Annotated in this window: 23 protein-coding genes; 10 read left to right on the top strand and 13 right to left on the bottom strand. The window is 61.3% G+C overall.

The features are described 5' to 3' along the window. Window positions 1-197: 197 nt before the first annotated feature. The 12 genes from VFH65_RS23090 to VFH65_RS23145 form a co-directional block, all read right to left on the bottom strand. Window positions 198-1,115, bottom strand: coding sequence for a hypothetical protein (locus VFH65_RS23090; RefSeq protein ID WP_353324564.1), 918 nt, complete (start codon window positions 1,113-1,115; stop codon window positions 198-200). Between the two features lie 161 nt (window positions 1,116-1,276). After that, window positions 1,277-2,368, bottom strand: a complete 1,092-nt coding sequence (locus VFH65_RS23095) for an ABC transporter substrate-binding protein (protein ID WP_353324605.1) — start codon at window positions 2,366-2,368, stop codon at window positions 1,277-1,279. Between the two features lie 76 nt (window positions 2,369-2,444). Continuing rightward, window positions 2,445-3,245: an SDR family NAD(P)-dependent oxidoreductase gene (locus VFH65_RS23100; protein ID WP_353324566.1), complete on the bottom strand. Its 801-nt coding sequence runs from the start codon at window positions 3,243-3,245 to the stop codon at window positions 2,445-2,447. After that, the gene (locus VFH65_RS23105; protein WP_353324568.1) at window positions 3,235-4,614 is read right to left on the bottom strand and encodes an acyl-CoA reductase; all 1,380 of its coding nucleotides are present in this window, start codon (window positions 4,612-4,614) and stop codon (window positions 3,235-3,237) included. Before VFH65_RS23105 ends, VFH65_RS23100 begins: the two co-directional genes overlap by 11 nt. Continuing rightward, on the bottom strand, window positions 4,611-6,011 hold the full coding sequence (locus tag VFH65_RS23110; protein WP_353324569.1) for a hypothetical protein: 1,401 nt from the start codon (window positions 6,009-6,011) through the stop codon (window positions 4,611-4,613). The genes VFH65_RS23105 and VFH65_RS23110 overlap by 4 nt, the downstream gene beginning before the upstream one ends. Further along, on the bottom strand, window positions 5,968-6,639 hold the full coding sequence (locus VFH65_RS23115; protein WP_353324570.1) for a hypothetical protein: 672 nt from the start codon (window positions 6,637-6,639) through the stop codon (window positions 5,968-5,970). The genes VFH65_RS23110 and VFH65_RS23115 overlap by 44 nt, the downstream gene beginning before the upstream one ends. Window positions 6,640-6,646: 7 nt before the next feature. Then, on the bottom strand, window positions 6,647-7,348 hold the full coding sequence (locus tag VFH65_RS23120; RefSeq protein WP_353324572.1) for a hypothetical protein: 702 nt from the start codon (window positions 7,346-7,348) through the stop codon (window positions 6,647-6,649). A 179-nt stretch (window positions 7,349-7,527) separates the two neighbouring features. Beyond that, a complete protein-coding gene (locus VFH65_RS23125) occupies window positions 7,528-8,697 on the bottom strand; it encodes an NDMA-dependent alcohol dehydrogenase (protein WP_353324574.1) in 1,170 nt (389 codons plus the stop codon). Window positions 8,698-8,728: 31 nt separating this feature from the next. Beyond that, complete coding sequence (locus VFH65_RS23130; protein ID WP_353324575.1) at window positions 8,729-9,274, bottom strand: carboxymuconolactone decarboxylase family protein; 546 nt, start codon at window positions 9,272-9,274, stop codon at window positions 8,729-8,731. Window positions 9,275-9,415: 141 nt separating this feature from the next. Next, a complete protein-coding gene (locus VFH65_RS23135; protein ID WP_353324576.1) occupies window positions 9,416-10,870 on the bottom strand; it encodes an aldehyde dehydrogenase family protein in 1,455 nt (484 codons plus the stop codon). Further along, window positions 10,863-12,137 (bottom strand): cytochrome P450, encoded by a 1,275-nt coding sequence (locus VFH65_RS23140; protein ID WP_353324578.1) that lies wholly within the window; start codon window positions 12,135-12,137, stop codon window positions 10,863-10,865. The genes VFH65_RS23135 and VFH65_RS23140 overlap by 8 nt, the downstream gene beginning before the upstream one ends. Then, on the bottom strand, window positions 12,134-12,334 hold the full coding sequence (locus VFH65_RS23145) for a ferredoxin (RefSeq protein ID WP_353324580.1): 201 nt from the start codon (window positions 12,332-12,334) through the stop codon (window positions 12,134-12,136). The genes VFH65_RS23140 and VFH65_RS23145 overlap by 4 nt, the downstream gene beginning before the upstream one ends. Window positions 12,335-12,560: 226 nt before the next feature. On the opposite strand from VFH65_RS23145, the gene VFH65_RS23150 reads away from it, so the two are divergent. The 9 genes from VFH65_RS23150 to VFH65_RS23190 are packed head-to-tail and all read left to right on the top strand — an operon-like array spanning window position 12,561 to window position 22,174. Beyond that, window positions 12,561-12,791 (top strand): hypothetical protein, encoded by a 231-nt coding sequence (locus VFH65_RS23150; RefSeq protein ID WP_353324582.1) that lies wholly within the window; start codon window positions 12,561-12,563, stop codon window positions 12,789-12,791. A 53-nt stretch (window positions 12,792-12,844) separates the two neighbouring features. After that, window positions 12,845-14,113, top strand: coding sequence for an amidohydrolase family protein (locus VFH65_RS23155; RefSeq protein ID WP_353324584.1), 1,269 nt, complete (start codon window positions 12,845-12,847; stop codon window positions 14,111-14,113). Window positions 14,114-14,167: 54 nt separating this feature from the next. Continuing rightward, window positions 14,168-15,406 carry an MCE family protein gene (locus VFH65_RS23160; RefSeq protein WP_353324586.1) on the top strand — a complete coding sequence of 413 codons (1,239 nt, stop codon included), beginning with the start codon at window positions 14,168-14,170 and terminating at the stop codon, window positions 15,404-15,406. Beyond that, the gene (locus VFH65_RS23165; RefSeq protein ID WP_353324587.1) at window positions 15,403-16,428 is read left to right on the top strand and encodes an MCE family protein; all 1,026 of its coding nucleotides are present in this window, start codon (window positions 15,403-15,405) and stop codon (window positions 16,426-16,428) included. The genes VFH65_RS23160 and VFH65_RS23165 overlap by 4 nt, the downstream gene beginning before the upstream one ends. Beyond that, window positions 16,428-17,510 carry an MCE family protein gene (locus VFH65_RS23170; protein WP_353324589.1) on the top strand — a complete coding sequence of 361 codons (1,083 nt, stop codon included), beginning with the start codon at window positions 16,428-16,430 and terminating at the stop codon, window positions 17,508-17,510. Before VFH65_RS23165 ends, VFH65_RS23170 begins: the two co-directional genes overlap by 1 nt. An 8-nt stretch (window positions 17,511-17,518) precedes the next feature. Further along, on the top strand, window positions 17,519-18,850 hold the full coding sequence (locus tag VFH65_RS23175; protein ID WP_414688489.1) for an MCE family protein: 1,332 nt from the start codon (window positions 17,519-17,521) through the stop codon (window positions 18,848-18,850). Further along, complete coding sequence (locus VFH65_RS23180; RefSeq protein WP_353324592.1) at window positions 18,847-20,088, top strand: MCE family protein; 1,242 nt, start codon at window positions 18,847-18,849, stop codon at window positions 20,086-20,088. Before VFH65_RS23175 ends, VFH65_RS23180 begins: the two co-directional genes overlap by 4 nt. Continuing rightward, window positions 20,088-21,674, top strand: coding sequence for an MlaD family protein (locus VFH65_RS23185; protein ID WP_353324594.1), 1,587 nt, complete (start codon window positions 20,088-20,090; stop codon window positions 21,672-21,674). The genes VFH65_RS23180 and VFH65_RS23185 overlap by 1 nt, the downstream gene beginning before the upstream one ends. After that, window positions 21,671-22,174: a hypothetical protein gene (locus tag VFH65_RS23190; protein WP_353324596.1), complete on the top strand. Its 504-nt coding sequence runs from the start codon at window positions 21,671-21,673 to the stop codon at window positions 22,172-22,174. The genes VFH65_RS23185 and VFH65_RS23190 overlap by 4 nt, the downstream gene beginning before the upstream one ends. A gap of 12 nt (window positions 22,175-22,186) precedes the next feature. On the opposite strand, the gene VFH65_RS23195 is transcribed toward VFH65_RS23190, so the two are convergent. Then, a complete protein-coding gene (locus VFH65_RS23195; protein WP_353324598.1) occupies window positions 22,187-23,437 on the bottom strand; it encodes a TetR/AcrR family transcriptional regulator in 1,251 nt (416 codons plus the stop codon). A 112-nt stretch (window positions 23,438-23,549) separates the two neighbouring features. On the opposite strand from VFH65_RS23195, the gene VFH65_RS23200 reads away from it, so the two are divergent. Beyond that, a partial coding sequence (locus VFH65_RS23200) for a cytochrome P450 (RefSeq protein WP_353324600.1) occupies window positions 23,550-24,684 on the top strand: 1,135 nt, incomplete at its 3' end.

The raw sequence follows: 24,684 nt of genomic DNA on the forward strand, positions 1-24,684 counted from the left end.
CGCGGTCCGGTTTGAGAAATGTGGCTTCGCGATGCCAGGTAGATGGTCGATCCGGTTCTCACGGGCGAGCAGATGCGCAGCAGATCGCGGACTGTCCAGCCGGCGCACAGAGTTGGTGCACCAGGTCCCATCTCGCGCATGCTGGTAAGCAACGCCGCGCGCTCATCGCGGGCGACCGTCATTTCGAGTGGAGGACTTCAGGGAAGGAAATAGCCGCCACCGTGCGATGGGAGGGTCAGGTTATCCAATATCCCTGGAGCGGCTTCGCAGACGATTGGTACAGCGTTGAGCAACAGCGTTGCTACCGCGATAGACGTTCCGCGCCCGGCGTCTTCTGTCGTGGCGACGTTGATCGTGGAATCGATCGACGGATTGCCATCGACACGCAAAATCCAGCGACTGTCGCCGGTGGGCCATTCGGGCGCAACAGAATCGGTGATCCGCCAGATCCACTCAAGCGTGATCGCCGGCCGCCCGTTGACGAATCCACGATAGTTGAACTTCACTGCAGCGACAGTTCCAGCGGGGATCTCGCCAGCGGCAATGGAGATCGGTTCGTCGGTGACGGCGACCTCGCGGGAATACTCAACATCACCAAGTTCGACCTTTAGGCCGTCGGCGATCATGCGCATCGACAGGTAGAACGGCGACTGGTGAACATCGCCCATATGGGCGTCGATCGCGCTAGGCGCGTCAGGTGCAAGTCCGAAACCCATGATCTCTCGAACCATGTGGAACGAGGGATACCGCGTCATGTCGACGACTTCGATCACATGAAGGTGGTCGATTCGCGCGCAGAGCCTGGTCATGTGCAACGGCCAAATATCCATGGCGAAACCGGGATTGATGCCGACATGGAAGAACGTCGAGTTGCCCTCCGCGCACGCGCGCTCTAGGCGTTCATGAGCGTCACCCGCGCCCTTGAGCGCTAGCCCTGGCGGGAAGTACGCATGGAACTCGACGGCGCTGGAAACGACATTCTTGCCCGACGCGAGTAGTCGGCAGATGTCGTCTAGCGGGCCACCGCGTTCCTCGAGCGTCGAGCCGAGCGCGGTGTAACAGACGCAGTCAGCATCGAGCGCGAGGATCGTATCGACATCATCGGTGGCCGCCACCCCCGTAGCCGGTTGCCCACCTATCAAGTCGCCGGCATCCGTGCCGACCTTGTCGGGGTTGTAGACACGCACGCCGACCAACTCGAAGTCGGGGCGCTCCACAATAGTGCGCAGCGCATGCCTGCCGACATTGCCGGTGCCCCACTGGATGACTCGATAGTTCATTGCCCTAACACCTCGTCGAATCTGGCGACGAGTTTGGTGGGCGTGAGGTCGGTCTTGATGCCCTCTGGATCGAGCTGATTGGCAACGAGGAAGCCGCTGCCGACCCACCCGCGGTGCATCCACTTTCCGAAAGTGATACAGGTGCCGGGCGATCCACATGTCGCGGGCAGCATCTTGACCCGCTCGATTGCTTCCTTCGTCGCCAGAGGTGTCAGCGGATGAGTATCGCCCAGCGCGTGCGCGATGACGTTGGCGATGTCGTAAACCTGGGGCGGAATACAGTACTGCGGGCGGCGACCATACGCCTTCTCGTAGTCATCGAGCATCGCCTGGGCGACCGTGTTCGCCGGGTCCCACTGGTCCATCCCCGTCCACCCCTGGACCGCTCGCCAGATATGTTCGTTGATCCACGAATTCTGGAACGACGTCGGCATGTACCGGGGCGGATCCCACTGCAACTCTTCGAAAGACTGCCAGCTCATGATCATTGGAAAGAAGAAGCCGCAATGAACCAGGGCGGGCACCTGCGCGTCATAGAGGCGCTTGACTGCCGCAGAGCTGTCGGCAAACGTCTGGGGTAAACGTTCGACCGCCGTGATCTGTATGTCCTCCCGCGCAGCGGCCCGAACGAAATTCTTGTAGTAGAGCTCGCCCATCAAAGACTGCTCGACGAGAACCCCGACTTCCTTATGGCCGCCCTTGCGAATGAGTCTGGCCCAGAACACCGGTTCTTCCACATGCGAGCCCATCGGCAGCGAAAAGGTCCACTCGCCGAGGAACTCCTCAGATGCGCACATGCTGACCGATGGCACATGAAAGCGCTTTTCGATCTCGAGCTTGGTCGGCACCGCATTGTCGACGATCGACGGTCCGATGACGGCAAGGCAGCCCTCCTCGACAAGCTCTCCGTAGGCGTCGATGACGGCCTTCACCGTGCCCTTGGGCATCCCGTCGACCTCGCGGATCACAAGGTCGACGGGGCGGTCGATCAGACCGCTCTCGTAGGCTCTCTTGAACGCAAGTTCCGCCGGTGCGACGACGTCGGTCTTCAGTCCCTGCGGCCAGTCGTCGGGAATGATGATGTCCATCAAATAGCCGACTTTGATGGGCGCCTTGGCTTCGTAATAGGACGACGTCACGGACTGTCCTTTCTCAGTAGCGCGGTCACTTGGTGAGATAGCCGCCGTCGACCGGTAACGCGAGGCCGGTCACATTGGCGGACATGTCCGAGGCGAGATACAACGCCGCCGACGCGCAGTCCTCGGCGGTGATGAGACGACCGAGCGGATGCAGGGTTTTGGCCATGTCGAGCAACTCAGGTTCGAGTTCGGTGAATGCATCCTCATCGGACCTGCCGAAGTTGGTAAGCACCGCACCGGGGCATACGCAGTTGACCCGAATGCCATGTGGGGCAGCCTCGGCGGCCAATGCGCGGGTCAACTGGATGACCATTGCCTTGATGGAGCCGTAAACGACACTGCCCCACCCGACGATGCCTGCGATCGATCCGGTGTTGACGATGACGCCGCCGTCGCCCTGCTTCTTGAACTGAACAACGGCTGCGCGGCACCCGTGGAAAACGCCGCGTCCGTTGACCGCAAAGAGGCGTTCAACATCGGCGGAAGTGTGTTCTTCGAAGGGTTGACCCACCCGGTTGGAGGCAATGCCGGCGTTGTTGAACATGACATCGAGCCGGCCGAACTCGACCACCGCCTTTCTGACCGCGGCATCGACGTCTGCGGCGTTGGACACGTCGCATGTGAGAGGGACTGCAGTTCCGCCGCCCTCCGTCACAGCGCGCACAGCATGCTCGGCCCACTGGCTGCGGATGTCGGCGCACACCACGCGCGCTCCTTCGCGTGCGAACAGCAGCGCCGACGCAAGTCCTATTCCTGAGCCAGCGCCGGTGATGACAACAGATTTCCCCTGAAGGAGGTTCATTTTCGTGTCCCGATCAACAGTCATCGACGAGCCATTTCACGAAGCGGTGCAATGGGTAGAAACCGTCGTGGGGGAAGCCGGGCGCGACGTCGATGACCGCTCCCATGGGGACAAGTCGTTGCATACCGCGGGCGGCTAATCCGTCGCGCAGCCCAGCACCTCGTTCCGGAGGATAGATTCCGATAGTCTGGGTGGCGACGTTGACGTAGTCGAAGGCATCCTCGAGCGAAGATACGGCCACGACGTTCACAGTCTTGGCCGACGGGTGGAATTCGACGGGATCGTCGGTCAATATCACCAGACCGGAACCGTCATCCACGCCGAACACGTCGCACATGTCGGACATGGTGGCGAGCACCTGGATCTCCGCGCGGACTTCGGCTGGCAGTGGGGTGGGAACGACGGCATCGGCCAGATCGCGTTCACGTGCGAGCTGCTGCGCGAGCACGTCGCACCACTCGGCCAGTTCCGCACCGGTGCCCTCGGCGTAGATGAATCTACTTGCCGCACAAACCTCTTGATTGAATAGGCTGGCGTCGATGGCTGCGGCGCTAGCCGATTCCTGGATCGTTTCGCTACTGGCTAAAGCCTCGCGTCCCAGTAGAGAAATCGACACCTTGGGATCGAACGAGACCAGGTCGAATCCCGGGGCGACATATTTGATGGCGTTCTGGATCGCCGCATCACCGCCCCACGCGGAGATCCGATCGAAATACTGTGATCGGAACAGCGCTCCCTCGATGACAGGGTCTCCTCCGCGCCAGTAAACACAGGAAAATGACTGCGTCACAGGGTGGTTCGGGTCGAGTTCGGCCATGGTCCGCAGGATGGCGGTGCCGGTGAATAGGTCATTGGACGGCAACTTGAGCAGGTGCACGCCCTTCGTCAGAGCGCCGCGCAGAATGGTGGCGGCGGTGACGCCTGGCGCGTTACCGGCGAGAATGTGCACCATTCGCGGCGGAAACGCGCGCACTCGCCGCACTTTTCCGTGGAGATCGGTGACCGGCTTCCAGCCGTCCAGCCACTCGCGGCCGACCTCTTGGTCGACGGTGAACCACATTTCGTCGGGTTGGAAGGCGTATTTGAGTCCGCGGTAGCCTTGTTCGAGGATTCGTGCCCCCAGCGAGCTGCATGCCACACTCGCAGCCAGGGCCTCCTGGAGGTGCGGGTTGGTGTCCAGATCGAGGCGATTGCCGAGTTCGGTGAGGAACTCGACAATCTCGACCAACGGCATCTCGAAAGCCGGGCCCGGCTCTGACCTCGGCCAGATGAGTTCATCCAGATCGATTGGCGGGGTGGTGAAATCACCGTAGTCGGTGCAATCTGAGCCGTCAGACGGCCGGCGCACCTGGCCGCGGACCACATGGGGGACGGCCATCCGTGTCACGGTCATTCCATGATCCCTCGGACGTAGGTGTCGATCGTGCCGGCGCAGGTGAGTCGGTCATCGCCGCCTTCGGCGGTGCTGTACCGCGTGATGCTGTCGAGCGCGATGCTGATGTTCGGCGTGCTGAAGTCCGCAGTAACCCGGTCGCCGGTGATGACGCCTCCCCAGCGCCCGTCGACGGCCAGGTCCAAGAAGGCGAAGCGCCCCTCGGCGGTGCTCCTATCCTGGTGGATCAAGTTCTGGCCACTGTCATCCAATAGCAAGGGAATGACCCACGGTGGTGGGCGGTACGCACGGTCGATGCCGGCGAACGGCGCCGAGAGTTCGGACATGCCATAAGCGTTGGGTAGATCGGCGGCACTCATTCCGAAGAACCCCAGAATCTGCTCTTGATAGTCGGCGGGCAGATCCGCGCCCTTGGTGCCGCCACCAGCTGCCACCCTCGTATTTGGATGGAAATCGCCCGCCGTTGCACCGCGCGCTCTGGCCAACTCGACGATCGTCCACATCTGGGCCCAAGGACCGAGGATGATCATCGGGTCATGGCGGTATTCCAGGATCCTGTCGACGATGATCTCCAGGCGCATCGACATCGCTTCCTGGCGGGCCGCGCTTTCCTGCTGAAATGCCGCAATCTCGCTGGGTTTCGCCTTGCCCGAGCCGATCGCCGCACGCAGCCGCGCGAGCCTACTCATATCGCTGAGCCGCAAACGCTCCTCGGAAAGATAGAAGACGGCGTCCGGCCGGCCCATGGTCTCGGCAAGGCGGCGGAAGTGCCGCACGGAACGATGGGGTCCGTCCTGCGGACCGAGAATGACGACAACGCGGTCGTTTCTCGGTTCGCCGTAGGAGCGCAGCATCTCGTGGTCGAAGTTGAGCAGGGAGAAGTCCCGATCGAATGCTGTCGCCGGGAGGAACGAGTTCTTGCCGCTGGTGCCGCTCGTGACCGTCACATGGTGACCGTTGTCCTTCAGCCGATCCAGCCAATCATCGGAATCCTTCAAATCATCTGCGTCGAACGCTGCTACGCGCGTCGCCGATAGGGTGTCCAGCCAGCGACTCATCAGGTCCCACCGGCGTTTGGAGATGAACGAGTCCGAGTAGGACTTGTAGTTCGAGTGGGCGAAGAGCAAGGGAACGAGATCATCAAGGCGCCGAATCTCGTTGACGCCCTTGTCTTGCGCCAAACGAGACAGAACGGGGACGTGTGTCCTTTTCAACGCGAGCGCCTCGTTTGCAGCGTCAAGCCATAAGGGTTCGAGCTCCGAGCGGGGAATCTCGTGAAATTTCGGTTCGGACACGAGTCCGACCAAGCGGTCGCGAGCGGATATCATGGCTGTTGCCTCCAAAATCGGTTTCTCATGGCAGCGGCGACCACCGAGCCGACCGCAGATACCGACCACAGGAGTGCACCCCGTCGGGTAGCTGAGGTGTCAACGACCCAGACCAGTCGTCCCAGCCGACGTCGGTACGCCATGCGTTGGTGAGCGCGTGCGCATCGTTGATTCGGTAGAGAACGCGCGCCGCGGTATCGGTTTCCAGCGCCGGCTGAAACGCAGTGTCGAAGGTGAGTACGTCGTTGCCGTCGTGGAATTGATCAGCGGTCATCATCTGTGAGAGTGCCTCGTTGATCCCGGGCCCTTCGAGAATGTCTTCGCGGAAAAGTGCCGTGTCGTGGTCGACGTCTGCCACCGGAATGTCAGCAAGCTCGAGTTCTGGCGCGTCGATCCATTCAGCGCGCACCAGCAGGCTGCTGTGACAGCGATATCGCAACGCCGCGATCTGGGTGGCATATGCTGCCAGATCGCCGTAGCGCATGCGCTGAGCAAGACGGTCGAGCGCGGCACCATTGCGCACCGCTGTCAGCATCGTGACGAGGTATCCCTCTGATGAGCCGTGTACCGCGTGTAGATACGACAGAAACCGGGTGTCGTCGTCGGCGACCTCCGTCGCATAGCCTTCGCGGACAGCGTCTTCGAAGTCAAACTGATGAGCGCCGATGACCACGAAGGTGTCGTGAATGAAAAGCATTACAACCTCATCCGATTGGTGACCACGGCACCGACCGCATCAAGCGCGACGTCCAGGTGTCGCGAACTTTCAGGCCGTCGACCATCCACATGCCCGGCACGACTGCTTCGCGTGGCATCTCCAGGGTGAGCATTCTTGTCAGTGCCTCGGCGTTGGCGACCCGGGTCACCATGACGTTCTCAGGATATGTGCCGCCGCCGGTGATGGTTTCGAAGCAGGCCCATAACGGCGTACCGAGCTCGGTGTATTCACGCAGGAAGGCGTGCACTTCAGCCAGTTTCGTCTCGAATTCGCGCTGCATGCCGGGCTGTGGGAGCACGAAGTCGTGAACGTAGAGATCGCCCTGTTCCCGATGGGGCTCGGGATGCCCTGGAATCGAGGTGAGGTCAACGTCGAGAGTGCTGAAGTTCAGCTGTGAAACGACCCGTCGGGTCACGCCGCGTCGTGCGGCACCGAGGGCTGCTGCCCCCTCCCGTAGGTCACCGTGTCGTATGCGTTCGCCGAGGCGTTGTAGCGCAGCACAATCGGCCACGGCTGTCCAGGTGATGATCTCGGGCCGGCACACGGCGCCGGGCATCGAGCGGGCGCACCAAACCAATCGGACGTCTTCGTCGCGCGCCAACACTGGAGCCCACCGGCGTCGAAGGAGCTCTTCGAATGCGGCACCGGAGGTGCCAGTCAGCTGATGAACCTCGTTCACGAAGAGCACTCGCGTGCCCGCTCCTCTCCGGGTAAGAACTGCGGTCAGGCCGATCCGATCCGGTCCGTATTTGCTAGATAACCTAATACTTGTTTACCGTCAAAAGCAAGAAAAACCAGAGATCTGTTTCCCGTCTTCTGGGAGGTTAGCGTCTGTTTCGATGATGTTGACCGAGCGATCGGGAAAGCTCATGCATCGGCAAATTCAATGATTCCGCGGATGTTTCGACCCGCTCTCATATCGGCGATCGCCTCGTTGATCTCATCGAGCGCATAACGGCGGGTGACCATCTCGTCGAGGTTGAGCGAGCCCGCCCTGTACATCGACAAGAGCTGGGGCATGCTCACCCGAGGGTTCATTTCGCCGTACGTGGTGCCCTTGAGTTGCTTGACGGAGTTGGTCATGTCCACCGCGATCAGAGGCACCGACATCTCGGCTATCGGCGTCATGCCGGTCAACACACAGGTGCCACCTTTGCGCGTCAGCATCATGCCTACGGGGATGAGATCGGTATGGACAACGCCTGCGCACAGCACCACGCGGTCCGCCATGACTCCCAGGGTCAACTCGCGGACGAGTTCGATCGCGTCGTGCGCCCAGCTGGCCGTGTGGGTAGCTCCGAATCGTTTGGCGGAATCACGTTTGAATTCGACGGGATCGATGGCGACGATGTTCGTGGCGCCAGCGTTACGCGCACCCTGTAAGGCGCCCACCCCGACGCCGCCTAAGCCCACGACGACCACCGTGTCGCCGGGTCGAGTACCGGCCGACACCGTCGCTGATCCCCATCCCGTGGTCACGCCGCAGGACACCAGGGAGACAGCGTGGAAAGGGTAGGCGTCGTCGACCTTGATCAACGAGTTCTGCGACACCACAACGTATTCTGCGAACGTGCCGAGCTGTGTCGTGGCCATCAGGGCCTCGGTGCCCAGATGGCGGCGCACCGTTCCGTCGGTGGTCATCTCCTTCTTGAACAGTTGGGCCCCGACATCACAGATATAGCTCTGACCACTGGCGCACCACCGACATCTGCCGCACGCGGGTATGAACGACATCCCGACGTGATCGCCCGGCCGGAAATCGCTGACTTCGGGCCCGACCTGCTCGACGATGCCGGCGCCCTCGTGTCCACCCAGGAGCGGGAACATCTCAGGGGTTTCCAGCCCTGCAGCGCGCATCATGTCGGCCATCTCCGGCGATGGCACGCAATCGCCTGTGGCGAAATGGTCATCGGTGTGGCATACACTCGCGTTGATCATCCGGACCAGTACTTCGCCGGCGCGGGGCTCGTCGAGCTCGATCTCGCACACTTCCCAATCCATACCGACTCCGCGGAGGATTGCGCCTTGGCACTTCATCGTGTTCTCCGGCTTCGTTGTTGACGGTGGATCACGTTTCGTCTTCCTCGATCTGCAGTGATTTAGCGACCATGGCCAAGGCGAAGTACCCGCCGATCGTCACGACGAGATCCATCAACTCCTCGTCACTGAAATGCCGACAGAGTCGGCTCCATGTCGACTGCGTGATCGTGTGAAAGCTCGCGAGATCGTCGACTGCGCGGACCACGAGCTCGTCTTTCTCATCGCTGCATCGCTCTACGTGGATCTCGATCATTTCGGTGACGGTCAGACCGACCTCAAGTGCGATCGGCACGTGGTGCGACCACAGATAGCGGCATTGGGTGCGGTGCGCAACGCGCAGTATCGCGACTTCTCGAGTTCGTGGACTAAGGCGGGAATTTCGTATCAGATAGGCGTTGAACGGCAGATACGCTGCGGCGAGGTCTGGATGGCGCACTAGAGTCGCCAGCAGGTTGCCGGATTCTTTCGGATTGGCCCGCTCCGCGGGCATCATTGAAACCAGCGCCTGGGCGATCCTGTCGTCCCACTCGTCAGCGGGGAGCGGCCGAATTCTCGGCTCTTTGAAGTCCGACATCCGCTAGGTCCGGCGTTGTCCCAGTCGATGGCGGCTCACCTGACAGGCGGATTTGTTCACGAAGGTTCTCTTTTCGGATTGGGCGTTGATGTTCGCACGCACGTCTGGTGGCAAGGCACTTCGAGCCGAGGACCTCATCTGTCAGAAGTTCAGGTAGACGTTCTTGATAGACAGGAATTCCTCGATACCGAGGCGGCTGCCCTGCCGTCCGTATCCGCTTTGTTTCATCCCGCCGAACGGTGCGGCCGGCGATAGCGATACGGGGCCGGTGTTGTTGATCTGCACGCTGCCGGCGTGCAGCGAATCGACCAGACGGCGTGCGCGTGCCATGTCATTGGTGTGCGCGTAGGCCGCCAGTCCGAATTGAGTGTTGTTGGCCAGTGCTACCGCCTGGTCTTCCTCGTCGAACGGCATCATGCACAGGACGGGGCCGAAGATTTCGGTCTGCGCAATCGTCGAACTGTTGTCGACGTCGATCAGGATCGTGGGCTCCACAAAGAACCCGGACGCCAAATCGCCGCCGATCCGATTGCCGCCCATGATGACTCTGCCCGCGCCGGACTCCTTCGCATCGGCGACGATGTTGATGATGCGGCTGGCCGATGCTTCGGTGATCACCGGTCCCATTGTGACGCCAGGGTCGAATGGGCGCCCGATGATCACCTTGCTGACGAGGTCAGCGACCCCTTCGATGACCTGTTCGTAGATGGGGCGTTCGACGAGTAGCCGAGTCGGCATCGTGCAGCCCTGACCAGCGTTGAACGTCCAGCGCGCGGCTTGAGGAATGACTTTGCTGAGGTCGGCGTCGGAGAAGACGATATTTGCCGATTTGCCGCCGAGTTCCATCACCATGGGCTTTAGGGTCTGCGCGCATGCCGCTTGGAGCTTGCGAGCCGTGGCAACGCCGCCGGTGAAGCTGATCTTATCGATGCCTGGGTGCGAGGCGATGGCGTGTCCGATCTCGGGCCCGCCGTTCACGACGTTCACCACACCAGGGGGGATACCGGCTTCCAGGCAAAGGCGGCCGAATGTCAACGCCGAAAATGGCGCGATTTCAGGGGATTTGATGACCAGGGTGCAACCAGCCGCAAGCGCGGGCGCGCCGCCCATCGCGCAGAAGCCCAGCGGTCCGTTCGAGGCAACGAACAAACCGACGACGCCGACTGGTTCCGGCACGGTGAAGTCCAGGCCCGGCATCGGGTAGGCGTTAATGCGTTCGCCGCTCAGTTTGTCGGCCCAGCCGGCGTAGTAGCGAAACCAGAGCGAGGGAAACCAACCGGCCATCGGGCTGAACGGCTGGCCGCCCTCGAGCGCGATGACGGTGCCCAGTTCTTCCCCGCTGGCCTCCAGCAATGCGGCGAGTTTGATCAGGACGTCGCGGCGAGCGTCGGGCGTCCAACGTCGCCATTCTTCGAAAGCTGTTCTCGCGGTGGCCACCGCTTCGTCCAGCTCGCTCAGCGATGCTATGGCGACCGCCTTGTTCACCTGCCCCGTCGCCGGATTCAGATGCTCGAGCTGTCCGCCTTGCGACGATCCGATCCGGCGGTCACCGATGATGAGTTCGGTTGCCAGGCAGGCTGTGCGGTCCTCAGCCACGTGCCTTTCTCCGATCAGCAGGATCGAACAGAACGGGAATCTCAGTGGCTGCGCGCTCGTACATCCCAATGATCTTGGGGGGGTCGGCCGCCGGATCGAGACGAAGATTCGGGAGCCGGTCGAGCAGGGCGCCGATCGCTGTGGTGAGTTCGGCGAACGCGACATGCATTCCGAGGCACACGTGGGGTCCGCTGCCGAACGCAAGCGTCGGCTTTTGAGCGCGGTAAGTGTCGAATTCGTCAGGGCGGTCCCACCGAGCGGGATCTCGGTTGCCCGCAGCGAGATTGATGTGGACGACAGAGCCCTTCGGCATATGAACGCCATAGAAGTCGACATCTTTGGTGGTGTACCTGGAGAACATCGGGTCGGTGGGCATCCACCGCAGCGATTCCTTGATCACCAGACGAAGCACTCCCCGGTCGTCGCGGACCGCTGCGAGCAATTCTGGCCGCTGCAACAGCAGGTGAAGTGCGATACCCATCTGCTTCCAGGTGGTTCCCGAGCCGGCAGCCAGCAAAAGCAGTGCGAATGAATAGATTTCGGCATCGCTGAGGCGGTGCACCGTGCCGTCTTCATCTTTCATCTCGGCATGCACAAGAATGCTTATGAGGTCGTCCTGCGGGTCGGTACGCCGAGACTCGACGATCGGCGTAAGTATCTGGACGATCTCCATTGGTGCGAGGATGGCCGCTCGGACGTCTAACGCGCGCTCCACGGGGATGCCGAAGCTGCCGGTGATCGTCAAGACGGGAATCGCGGCGCAGAAGTCCACGTTCAACTCCGCGTGGCCGTCGTCGACGAATCCATCGATGAGGGTGTGGACGGCCTCATCGACCCAGTTGCGAATCCACCATTGCGCCTGGGTGGGAACGAATGACGGCTGGACCAGTCCGCGGTAGCGCTTGTGACCTGGCCCGTTCATGAAGAGCATGCTGTTGATCGGGCTGAGTTCGCCACCGGCGGGGTCCACCGGGTCGGGCCACTGGGCGAAGGTCTCGGGTGCGCGGTAGACCGCTTCGCACGCGTCGTAGCTGAACGTTGTGAAGTGCTCGCGATCCGGTTCCGGCAACCCTACGAACATGGCCGGCCCTTCGAAACCCGTCAGTTCGTGTAACACCCCCGGATGTACTGGAGCCTGTTCTCGCAATCGATGCCAGACCGGGTACGGGTCGTCGTGGTAGGTCCCGCCGAGTAGCGCGTAAGTGGGGCCACGCAGATCGAATAGCTCGCGAATTCGCGCTCGATCGAGTGTGCCGAGATCGGTCACTGGTGCTCCTGACGATCGTCTGAATCGAGACTGAGGGCGCCGGTTGGGCACGCGGAAACTGCGCTGCGAACGGTCTCCGGCGGATCACCGTTCGGATCCACCACCCAGGCCTTCAGTTCAGGATCTAAGTCGAACGTGTTGGGCGCATAGATCGTGCATTGCCCGCTGCCCATGCAGATTTCTCGGTCGACGATCATCCTGATCATGCCTTCGTCATCGCCTGGTCAAACCCTGTTCGGGACCTCTCATAGGTCGAGACGGTAGCAAAAGAGGGTGGAAAAACAAAGATCTGGTTAGCTGAAAAACAAAGATCTGTTTGAAACCTTGTCGCCGCACCAAACAAGTATTAGGTTGTCGGTTACCGCCACCGCACGCGGTGGTTGAACAGCACCGGGAGGGATTGGGCGAATGCGCGCAGGCGCGATGACTGCCGTCGATCGCTTCCAGGTGGATGAGGTCACGATGATCGAACCGGGCGGCCATGACGGAGGTACCGGTGCGCTGCGGGACTTTCTGCGCGATGTCGAGTTGATCGAGTCCGCCCGGCTGGATTTGGCGAGCATGATCTCGCGCCGAATCACTCGCGACGAAGTCGGCGAAGCACTCGGGCTGCCTTCCGCTGACGCTGTCCGCACAGTGGTCGCGTCGTGGTGAGTCGAATGACCAAGCGCTGTTACTGATTTCAACTGTGAGAAGGAGATGAACACATGCGTATGGAAGACATGATCATGGTGAGTATCGATGACCACATGGTCGAACCTCCGGACATGTTCGACAACCACGTTCCGGAGAAGTGGCGGGACCAGGCGCCGAAGCTGGTCCGCAGGGATGATGGCACCGAGGGTTGGCAGTTTCAGGGCCAGAGCACGGTGACACCTCTGGGAATGGCCGCGACGGTGGGATGGCCGAAAGAGGAATGGGGTTTCGATCCGGCGGTCATGGCCGAGTTGCGCCCCGGTTGCTTCGATGTCCACGCACGGATCCGCGACATGGACGCCAACGGCATTCTGGCGTCCATGAACTTTCCTACGATGGCGGGTTTCAACGCTCGGACTTTCGCCGAATCGGAGGACAAGGAACTCGGACTGGTCATGTTGCAGGCCTATAACGACTGGGCGATCGACGAATGGTGTGCTGCCTACCCCGACCGATTCATCCCGATCGGCGTCGTTCCGATGTGGGATGTCGAACTCGCCGCCGCCGAGGTACATCGACTGGGCAAGAAGGGTTGTCGCTCAATCAGCTTCATGGAGACCCCGCACGCGTGGGGCTACAAGAGCCTCATCTCGGGCTATTGGGATCCGATGTATAAGGCGCTATGTGACGAGAACATGGTGCTGTCGCTGCATATCGGCGCCGGAATCGCGGCGATCAACCATGCTCCGGAAGCGCCGATCGACAATATGATGATCCTGGCTTGCCAGATATCGGCGCTCGTCGCACAGGACCTTCTCTTCGGTCCGGTCTTTCGTGACTTCCCCGACCTGCGCGTGGCCCTCTCCGAGGGCGGGATCGGTTGGATTCCTTTCTATTTCGATCGGATCGACCGGCACGTGGCAAACCAGGCCTGGTTGGACCACACCAATGACTTCGGCGGGAAGCGGCCGTCGGAGGTGTTCCGCGAGCACATCCTGGCCTGCTTCATCACCGATCCGTCGGGCCTTCTTCTCCGCGACCGGATCGGCACCGACATCATTGCGTGGGAGTGCGACTATCCCCACACGGATACGACGTGGCCGGAGTCGCCGGAGATGTTGTGGGCCGAGTTCCAAGAAGCGGGTGTGTCCGACGAGGACATCCACAAGATCACCTGGGAGAACGCGTGCCGGTTCTTCGATTGGGATCCGTTCAAGCTCACTCCGAAAGATGAGGCCACGGTCGGAGCGCTGCGTGCCAGGGCCACCGATGTCGACGTCACGAGAATGCCTCGCGCTGAATGGCGCAAGCTCAACGAAGCAGCACAGTCCGCTGTGTAGCCCGCACAGCGAAATCCGACCGACCGCGATTCAACGGAGAGGAGATCGACGCGCATGTTTGATCGACTCCTTCGCCGAAGGTCGGTCGGAGGTGACGGTTGGCGGAACGGGCGGCCGGTCACCGCACCGATCGTGGGTGCGGTGACCATCGCGTCGGTCGTCGCCATCATCGGCCTTGTCGCGGTCCAGTTCCGCGGAGGTTTCGGCGGCCATGCCGACGTGATCTTGCTGACCGAGCGGGCGGGACTAGTGATGAATCCCGACGCCAAAGTGCAGCTGCTCGGCACCCCCGTGGGCAAGGTCGACCGGATCGAGGAGAGGCCGGATGGAACCGCAGCCATCCACCTGTCGATCGATCCCGCTCAATTGCAGGTCATTCCGGCGAACGTGCGTGCTGAAATATCGGCGACGACAGTGTTCGGGGCCAAGTATGTGCAACTGATTCCACCGGATGACCCGACGCCGGAGTCCATGTATGTCGGCCAGGTCCTGACTGCCCAGAATGTCACGGTCGAGATCAATACGGTCTTCCAACAGCTCACCACGGTGCTGGCGAAGATCGAGCCCGAGAAGCTCAACGAAACTCTGGGCGCCATTGCGACCGCATTCAACGGCCGCGGAGAAAAGATCGGAGAAACCCTTTCAGGTCTCGACGAGCTGCTGACCAAGATCGAGCCGCATTTGCCGGCGTTGACTCACGATCTCGAGCTGGCGCCGCAATTCTTGAGTGCCTACGCCGATGCGGCGCCCGACATCGCCGAGATCGCCGCGAACACGACCGCGGTGGGCCAAACGATCGTCGACCGGCGAGATGATCTCGATGCAGCATTGTTGAGCGCGATCGGACTTGCCGAGCTCGGACACGCGGTGTTGGACCAGAACTCCGCACCACTAGCTCAGGTGCTCGGCCTTTTGGTGCCGACAACCGATCTCGCGCGCCACTACAACGCCAGCCTCTATTGCGGGGTCGCCGGCCTGTTGGTGATGGCGAATATGCCGCCAGCGGATGTTCCTGGGGTCAACATCATGGCCGGTCTTGAGTGGGGCGGTGAACGGTACCGCTATCCATCGAACCTTCCCAAAGTCGCGGCTACTGGCGGACCGCAGTGCACCGGTCTTCCGCGCGTACCCTTTGAGACTTCGCCACCGTATGTGGTCACCGACACGAATGCTAACCCGTTCGAATACGACAACCCCGGCGTGGTGCTGAACTCCGACGGCCTCAAGCGGCTGCTTTTCGGAGCCATCGACGGGCCCCCGCGCAACATCGGTCAGATCGGCCAGCCAGGATGAGGCCCACTGCAACTCCACTGATCATGTTCGGCATCTTTGCCGCCGTGATGACACTGTTGACCGCAATGCTATTCGCGGTCTTCGGCCAGTACCGGCCGGGCGACACGACCGCCTACACGGCAGTGTTCTCCGACGTGTCGAGACTCAAGGCCGGCGACAGTGTGCGAATTGCAGGAGTCGTCGCGGGCACGGTCACCGATGTCGAATTGCGCGATGGCAAGACCATTCTGGTCAGTTTCACCGCAGACCGCAGTGTGGCGCTCACTACCGGCACGCGGGCGCTGGTTCGCTACCTGAACCTGGTAGGGGACCGCTACCTTGAACTGACTGAAGGGGCAAGAGCGACCACCATACTTCCGGCTGGGTCCCAGATTCCCCTTCAGCAGACCGCGCCGGCGTTGGACCTCGATCTGCTGCTGGGCGGTCTCAAGCCGGTGATTCGCGGATTGAATCCACAAGATGTCAATGCGCTCAGTGCATCTTTGATTGAAATCGTCCAGGGACAGGGCACCAACCTGGAATCGCTGTTCTCCCAGGTGTCGTCGTTTACGAACAACCTTGCCGACCGCAGCGCGGTGATCCAGGAGTTGATCGGCAACCTGCGGGGTCTGCTTAAGACACTGTCGGATGACCGCGACGACTTGTCGTCGGTGATCGACCGTCTCGATCGGCTGGTCGGTGAACTCTCCGCAGAACGCGACCCCATCGCCGAGGCGATCACCTCGCTGGAGAGCGGCACCGCCTCGTTGACCGACCTGTTGGCGTCGGCGCGGCCCCCGCTGGCGAAGACTGTCGAGCAACTAAACCGGTTGGCGCCTGCACTCGACGACAAGAAAGACCGTCTCGAAACGATGTTCAACCGGTTGCCCGACGATTATCGCAAACTAGCCCGCATCGGGAGCTATGGCAGCTTCATCAATTACTACGCGTGTGCACTCACGGTGCGCGCCACCGACTTACAGGGCCGTACGGTCGTCTTCCCCGTATTTCGGCAAGAGGGCGGAAGGTGCTCTGAGCCCTGATGCTGAAATACCGTCAACGAAAGCTCATTCGGGCCGGCTTCCTAGGCGCGGTCTTGATTCTGCTCGTCATCGCGGTGGGACTGCAACCAGAGCGCATCGTCGCGTGGGCGTCGTCGATCGGGTATTCCGCGATCTTCGCCGAAGCGGGCGGACTGACGACCGGCAACGACGTGACTATAGGCGGCATGAAGGTCGGCAGTGTCACCGCCATGAAGCTCGAGCAGGGCGACGTCGCTGTCACCTTTCTCATCGAGGGCAACGTTCGCCTCGGTTCACGCACCACCGCGCATATCAAGACGGGAACGCTGCTGGGCGAGAAGGTCCTCAGTCTCGAATCCGATGGCAAGGGCCGGATGCATCCAAACGATGTGATACCCGTGACGCGGACATCGTCGCCCTATTCACTGACCGAAGCCGTTGACGAACTCACAACGAACCTCGAGGGAACAGATACCGCACTGCTCAATGAATCTCTCACGACCCTCGCGCAGACACTCGATCAGATTGCACCACAGCTAGGCCCGGCTTTCGATGGGCTCACCCGGGTCTCCCAGGCGGTCAACAAGCGGGATGAAACGCTTAGCGATCTGTTGAGGTACGGCCGTGACGTCGCGGGAATTCTCGGCCAACGTAGCCAGCAGGTCAACGCACTGATCCTGAATGCCAACGACCTGGTGGAGATGTTGGCTGCTCGGCGACAAGCGATCGTCGCACTGTTGGCCAACACATCCGCGGTCGCCCAACAGCTGTCTGGTTTGGTGCATGACAACGAGGAGCGTCTGGGGCCAGTCCTGGACAGGCTCAACTCGGTCGCTGCCATGCTGGAAAACAACCGCGACAACATTTCCAAATCGCTGGCGGGACTGGCCAAGTTCGAGAGCACGTCAGGTGAGGTGGTTGCCAGCGGACCCTTTTACACCGCGCTAGTGCCCAATCTCGACATGCCGGTCATGCTGCAGCCCTTCTTCGATTACGCGTTCGGGTTCCGCAGGGGAGTCAATGCCGGGCTACCACCGGACACCGCGGGGCCGCGCGCGGAAATACCGTTCCCGTATAACGGAATACCGGGACCAGGAGAGTAATGGTCGCGCTGGCACGTCGACATCGGACCATAGCCTTGGGACTGACACTCGTGTTGGTCCTCGGTAGCGCTGCAGCGTTCCTCGCATTCCGCACGTGGATGCGACCCACAACGGTATTCGCCTACTTCCCAACCGCCATGTCGATCTATCCAGGTGATGACGTCCGCGTATCGGGTTTGAAGGTCGGGACCATCACCGCCATAGATCCTGACGGGACCCAGACCAGGCTGACTCTTGAAGTGCAGCGCCAAGTGCCTATCCCGGCGGACGCGAAAGCTGTCCTGGTAGCACCAAACCTGGTCGCGGCCCGTTATATTCAGCTCACACCGGCGTATCGGACCAGCGGCCCGGCCATGGCCGACGGCGCTGTGATCCCCGTCGAGCGTACGGCGGTCCCCGTCGAATGGGATCAGGTCAAAGAGCAACTGACACGTTTAGCCGCAGAACTCGGGCCGAACAAGAATGTGTCGACGCCGGCGGTCTCGCGGTTCATCGACAGCACGGCGAACGCTCTCGACGGAAACGGGGACAAGCTCAGGAACACGTTGAGTCAACTGGCCGGTTTGGGTGCCATCCTGTCGGATGGCACCGGCGATATAGTCACGACGATCGAGGGCCTGCAGACGCTCGTTACCGCATTGCGTGATTCCAAGCAGCAGATCGTGCAATTCCAGGACCACATGGCCACCTTGAGCAGTGTGCTCAACGGCAGTCGGTCCGATCTGGATGCGGCGCTGACCAATCTGTCGACGGCCCTTGTCGAAGTGAAGCGATTCGTGACCGAGTCCGGCGACAAGACTTCAGAGCAGATCCAGCGACTGGCCAACGTCACACAGACACTGTCTGAAGAGCGGATGGTTGTCGAGCAGATTTTGCATGTCGCGCCAACCGCGTTGGTCAACACCTACAACATGTTTGATCCGCGAACAGGCGCGCCCGCAGGACAGTTCGTCGTGAACAACTTTTCCGACACTAATGGATTCGTCTGCACCATGCTGGGCGCCATCGCCAATGTCACCGCGCCGGAGACCGGCAAGCTGTGTGCCCAGTACCTGGGTCCGGCGCTGAACCAGACGACTGTGAACACCTTGCCGATTCCCTTCAACCCGTTCCTGATGGCACGCCCGCCGTGGCAGTCCCTGATCTATAGCGAGGACCGTCTCAAGCCCGGAGGAGAGGGGCCAAAGCCGCACACACCGGATCTGCCGCCGGCGGTCTCTGCATACACGGGGGAGCCGACCGGTGTGGCCGAGGCGGGGGTGCCGGCACCGACTCCTGACCCCGGAGGCGATCCACCGCCCCCCGGCGGTCATCTGCCTGCAGAAAGGCCGGTTCCATGAGTGTGCGACGCCGACTGTGCACGTCGATCAGTGTCGTCATGTGTCTGGCGATGGCACTGAGCGGTTGCGGTTTTCAAGGCCTGAACTCGCTGCCGCTTCCCGGTGCAGTCGGGCGTGGATCCGGCTCCCAGGTTTTCTACGTCGATTTCGCGAATATCGGTTCGCTTGAGTCGAATTCACCAGTCATGATCAACGACGTCATCGTCGGCAGTGTCGGCAGGATCGCGTTGCGCGGGTGGCACGCCAATGTCGAGATCTCGGTCAAGCCCGATACCGTGGTGCCTGCCAACGTGGTGGCTAACATCGGGCAGACCAGCCTGCTGGGTTCCATGCACGTGGCGCTGAACCCGCCGCTGGGCGAACAGCCGCGGGGTCGGCTCCCGTCAGACACGACTATCCGGCTCAACAAATCGTCGACCTACCCCTCGACCGAACAGACCCTCGCCGCACTTTCGGCGGTGGTCAACTCTGGGGGACTCGGACAGCTCGGCGATATCATCCACAACTTCAATGCCGCCGTTTCCGGGCGCGAACCGCAGATCCGTGACCTGATAGTTCGACTCAACACCCTCATCGGAACGCTGAACGGTCAGCGCGACAACATAATTGCAGCGATGTCCGAGCTGGGCGGGTTTGCCGGGACACTGAACGACAACCAAGACATCATCGCCCGTGCGCTCCGTACCCTGCCGCCGGCGCTGGAGGTTCTGCTGGCCGAGCGGCCCAACCTCACCGCTGCGCTACACAAGCTCGGGGTGTTCAGCGATACCGCGACTCGTGTGATCAACGAAACGCAGGAAGATCTGGTGACCAACCTCGCGAACGCGGCACCGGCGATCTGCGCGCTGGCCGATGTCGGCCCCGATATCGACACCGCGTTGGCTTACGCTCCCTTGTTCCCGTTGGGGCAGAATCTCATCGACCGAGGCTTGCGCGGCGACTTCATCAACCTGTTCGCCACCGTCGACATCACCGTGCCCGCGCTCAAGCGCTACCTCGGCCCGGGTACACCGCTGTGGCAAGGTGATGCGGCGCTTACCCCAGCCCCCGGGGATCCGGGTTATGACGAGTTCTATCGAAAGTTCCCTGACGGCAAGGGAATCCGGCCGATACCTCCGTGGCTTGAACACCTACCCGAGGGAAGTCCACCCTTGCACCAACGCGGTGTTGCGCCGCTTGGAGTGCCAGCCCCGATCTTCACCCCACCCCCGGCGACGACACCGAGCGAGTGTGGCTGATGCTGACCCGTTTCGTCCGGATTCAATTGACAATCTTCGCCATTCTGTCGGTGATCGGCATGGTCGCTCTGCTAATCAAGTATGTGCAGGCCCCAACCCTGTTGGGCATTGGCCGCATCACCGTAACGATGGATTTGCCGGCCACAGGAGGCCTCTACCGTTTCAGCAATGTGACCTACCGCGGCATGCAGATGGGGCGGGTCACCGACATCCGAGTCGTGCGCAAGGGGCCGCGGCCTAGCGTGGAAGCCGAACTGTCACTGATGCGTTCACCTAAAGTTCCGGCCGACCTCGTCGCCGAGGTGCACAGTGTTTCGGCGATTGGCGAACTGTACGTCGATCTCCGGCCGCGGACCTCGTCCGGGCCCTTTCTGAGGGACGGATCGGTCATCGCCAGCTCAGACGTCATACTCCCGCCACAGGTCGGACCGATGCTGGATAAAGTCAGCGCGCTCGTCGACAGCGTGCCCGAACAGCGAATCAGTGACCTTCTCGACGAATCCTTCAAAGCGTTCAACGGATCCGGTTACGACTTCTCGTCGCTGGTCGATTCGTCGTCGAAGGTGACAAGCGGTCTCAACGGCGCCGCCGATCGCATCGGCACCCTCTTCGACGACAGTCAGCCGCTCATAGAATCTCAAGCAGAAACCACCGACGCACTGCGCCTTTGGACACATAGCCTGGCCGGCGTCACCGAGCAGATAAAGGACAACGACACCGAGATCCGTACTTTGCTCCGCGAGGCCCCCGGTGCTGCCGATCAAGCCACGAGGCTGCTTCAGCAGGTTCAGCCGACGCTGCCGGTGCTGCTGGCGAATCTGACCACGGTCGGACAGATCGGAGTGACCTACAACAAATCACTCGAGACATTGTTCGTGATACTGCCGCCGGTCGTGGGCTACACCCAGGCCATTAGCCCCTCCAATAACGCCACCGGATTGCCTATTGCGGTGTTCCGGGTGTCGGCCGCCGATCCGCCGGGATGCACTGTCGGCTTCCTTCCACCGTCGTCTTGGCGCAGTCCGGCCGACGAGACGATTGTCGACACCCCCGACGGCCTCTACTGCAAGCTGCCACAGGACGCACCGATTCTGGTGCGCGGGGCCCGAAACCTTCCGTGCATGGGCGTTCCCGGTAAGCGCGCACCCACGGTCGAGGAATGCTACAGCGACAAGCCCTTTCAACCGTTGGCGATGCGACAACACGTCACGGGTCCTTATCCGATCGATCCCAACCTGGTGTCACAGGGCGTCCCCGTGGACGGCCGTGTCAACCTCGACGAGCGGATCCACGCACCCATCGAGGGAACCCCGCTCCCGCCGGGAGCAACGGTTCCGCCGGGGACGCAACCTGGGGTGCCCGCGCCCTTCGAGCAGCCACCGCCTCCGCCCACGACGGCGCCTGGCGGTGTACCGGCCGCTCCCAATGCGGTCACACCGGACGGACCCGCAGTCGCGATTGCCCAATATGATCCGAAGACCGGTCGCTACGCCGCACCCGACGGTCGGGTGCTGCAACAGGCCGATCTTTCCGCCGACGCACCAAAAACCTGGCAGCAGATGATGATTCCGGGGAGCAGCCCGTGAAGCGGCGCGCAACGGCGTCCATCGTCCGAACGATCGGTCTGGCCCTGATGCTGACGCTGAGCAGCCTGTTGACGGCAGCGCCGGCTCAAGCCGCCGACTGCGCCCAGCCGTTCATTGGGCGCTACACCGCGTTCTCCGATGGCAATTGGGCCGAGAGTTACTATTCGTACCGCGACGAAGTCAGCGTCATAGCGACGTGGACGGTAGACACCAACTGCCGAGACTACCTGTACTGCACGGGCACCGTCGTCAGCGACCAGGGCTGGACAGGCCCCGCGATCTGCAAGAGCGGGATGTGGACCATCACTCATTACGTACCGAACTGGGAGCCCTGTCCCGATGGGACCGCGGCGACGGGCCAGCAGAGGTTCACCTTCTTTTCACTGACCGATTCACTGCAGTTCCAGGGCTGGGATAGGACGCTGGGTCCCAGTGGCGCATGCGGGATCAATAAACATCTGATTATCGAAATGCCGTTTACTCTAACGAAAATCGAGTAGCCGTGGCGCCCGTCAGCCGCTCCACGCCGGATCCGCAGCACCCTGAATCACCGTGTCACGCGCCAACGCGTGCGCAGCACGAGTTCCTGAACTTCGAACGATAGTCTCTGGCATGGCGATCAAATCGAGAATGCATCGCGCACGCATGTTGGACGTGCCGCCCACAAGGTTGATCTCGCCGGCTTTCTCGCCTTCGGCAATCAAAGCCTTCAGGCGGCGCAATTGATCCGAATACAGATGCCCGAGATTCTTTGCAGTGGGCGGAGTCTGACGCAGCCAGGACAGCATGATCTTCACTTCGTCGCTGAAGCGCTCGAGAGCGTTGATGTCGAGCCACAATAGGGCGTCGAGCTTTTCCAGAGGTCTCGACTGAGATCCGAGCACTTTGTCCCAAGCCGTCGCCATGCGCTCGCTGAACTCACCCATGACGGAGAGCAGAAGTTGATCTTTTGAGCCGATCCACTTGTATACCGTCGACGTCGAAATACCTGCGGCGGAGGCGATGTCGCGAAGGGTCGTGCCCTCATAGCCGCGACGGGCGAATTCGGAGCGCACGATATTGCGGAGCCTGGTCGCATTGTCGTCTGCCGATGGCTCCTCGATCCACGTCGCCATCGTGTCGTCGGCAGCGGCCAGCGCGGGCGATCCGTCCAAAAAGCGGGCAGCATTCGCATCCACTGCAACTCCGTTGAGCAGTATTCGAGCCTTCATTGCCGGAACGCGGTCATTGCCAGGCCCCGGGTGCAGTACGCCGACGCCCACGTGCAGCATGCTCCTGCAGAGACGCTCAGCCAGACGCCCGAGGTCTATGCCGGACCTGATGTACCCGCTCTCGCGCCCGGTGCGGAGAAGCTCAAGCATCGCGGCGTCGATCGCCATGGGCGTTCGACCTGCGAGCTTGACAAGTTCATCGGAGGCGCCCGACGCCGGCTCGTACACGGTGAGAAGAAGCGCTGCTCGATGTTCGACAGCACACGCTGCGATACGCGTACCCAGGGAGACGATCTGGTCGGAGATGGCGGGGGGCGTTTGGCCGCCTGCCTCCTCGAGCGCGCGCTCGGCGAGACGATCGAGGTCGGCCTGGTATCGCCTGACCAATTCGATGATGATCGCTTCTTTTGATTCGAAGTGATGGTAGAGACTTCCGCCGAGAACGCCGCACTTCTTGCCGATGTCATCCAGCGATACGCGAGAGCCATGTGAGGCGAACAATGAAGCCGCCGCCTGAAGAATCTCTTCTCTCCGACTACCGTCGCGCGCCATCAAACCTGCCTACCTGCGATCCGTCGTTGCCCGTTTTCGACACAAATTGTACTGCTCAGCGCGGCTAGCCGTTAGAGAACAAATACTTGGCTACAGGCTTGCGAACAAATACTTGGCTACGATACTCTTTGCCCTGATGTTGAAGACTTTTGCCCCCACGGTCCTCACTTTTGATGCCGAGAGGTCGGCGATTTTCCGCCAGCTCCGCGACTATCAGCCGGTGTTCTATGACGAGCCGACCGAGACTTATTTCCTGAGCCGGTTCGATGACGTCTTCGCAGCTGCAACCGATCCCGCAACCTTCTCGTCGGTCACGAGCGACGCGTCATCGCTGTTGCCCATCCTCAACCATCTCGATGATCCACGCCATGGGGAGCTGCGGCGTCTTGTGTCGAAGGCGTTCACACCCGCCAGAGTCAATGCTTTAGAGGAGAAAATTCGCCAGCTAGCGGTGGACTTGCTCGACAAGTACCTCGCGGGAGGAGGCGGTGACCTCATCTCGGGCTTCAGCGGTCCATTCGCCTCGACTGTGATCGGCAGGCTTATCGGCATTCCTGAGGACCGCCTGGAGAGCTTCCGTCATCTCACCGACCAGTTGCTCATTCTGGGTCAACGCGGCGAAGAAGAAGCGACGATGGCGGTGGCAGCGCAGATTTACGCCGGATTCGACGAACTGCTCAACCTGCGCCGAGAGAAGTCCGAGGACGATCTGATGTCTGCGCTCACCGCGGTGCAGCGTGACGGTGATCTATCGGATACTGAACTGCTGGGTTTCTGCTTTCTTCTGGTTGCCGGCGGCAACGACACCACCGCCAATGCCATCGCAAACGGCTGGTGTTTGTTGCTCGAGCATCCCGAATCGATGCAAGAACTTGCCGAGGACCGCGATTTGATTCCGCAGACGGTCGAAGAGATCTTACGTTTGCGTCCGCCAGCAGAGACTCATGCGCGATGCATGATGCGCGACTTGGAGCTGCACGGCATAGTGATCCCCAAAAACGCTCGGGTGCAGGTTCTTTGGGGAGCCGCAAATCTCGACGACCGCGAGTTCGCCCAACCAGAGGTGTTCGATATCAGGCGCCGCATCGACCGGCATCTCGCGTTCGGCCGTGGCAGCCATTTCTGTCTGGGTGCCTCATTGGCTCGCGTCGAGACGCGGATTGCGCTCAACGGCCTGCTCGACAAGTGCGCTCACCTCGAGCTTGTCGAGCCTCCTGTTCGGCATCCCTCGCCGTGGGCGTACAGCT

It is taken from the genome of Mycobacterium sp., from assembly GCF_035697385.1.
In the GTDB taxonomy this organism is placed as follows: domain Bacteria; phylum Actinomycetota; class Actinomycetes; order Mycobacteriales; family Mycobacteriaceae; genus Mycobacterium.